This is a genomic window from Polymorphospora sp. NPDC050346 (assembly GCF_040655695.1).
In the GTDB taxonomy this organism is placed as follows: domain Bacteria; phylum Actinomycetota; class Actinomycetes; order Mycobacteriales; family Micromonosporaceae; genus Polymorphospora; species Polymorphospora lycopeni.
Genome location: NZ_JBFAKM010000034.1, coordinates 83,903 through 84,408, shown reverse-complemented (window position 1 = coordinate 84,408; position 506 = coordinate 83,903). Strand labels below are relative to the sequence as shown.

The window sequence follows — 506 nt, the reverse complement described above, 5'->3', positions numbered from 1 at the left end:
GGACACGTCAGTGGCGTTGTTCCCCGACCCGAACCTAATGCCGGTGGCACCGGCCAGGTCGGTCCCGGTGATCGTCACCGTGTTACCACCGGCTGCGGGGCCAGCGTCGGGGTGGATCGCGGTCACCACAGGCACCGGCACGTAGGTGTACCGGTTGTCGACGCTGGTGGCGCTGGTTCCGCCGGGCGTGGTGACTTGCACGTGAACGTCGCCAGCGTTTCCGGTCGGAGCGACAGCGGTGCAGGAGGTGGCGGTGCAGGACACGTCAGTGGCGTTGTTCCCCGACCCGAACCTAATGCCGGTGGCACCGGCCAGGTCGGTCCCGGTGATCGTCACCGTGTTACCACCGGCTGTGGGGCCAGCGTCGGGGGTGACTGCGGTAACGGCGGGCACCGGCACGTAGGTGTACTGGTTGTCGACGCTGGTGGCGCTGGTTCCGCCGATAGTCGTGGCCTGTACGTGGAGCGTTCCGATGCTTCCCGCCGGTACGACGGCCGTGCAGGAGG

Annotated in this window: 1 protein-coding gene; it reads right to left on the bottom strand. The window is 68.2% G+C overall.

Annotated features, from left to right (window positions below):
- Positions 1 to 393, bottom strand: a 393-nt coding sequence (locus AB0I42_RS28390) for an IPT/TIG domain-containing protein (RefSeq protein WP_357541889.1), incomplete at its 3' end; no start/stop codon positions are given.
- Positions 394 to 506 lie beyond the last annotated feature (113 nt).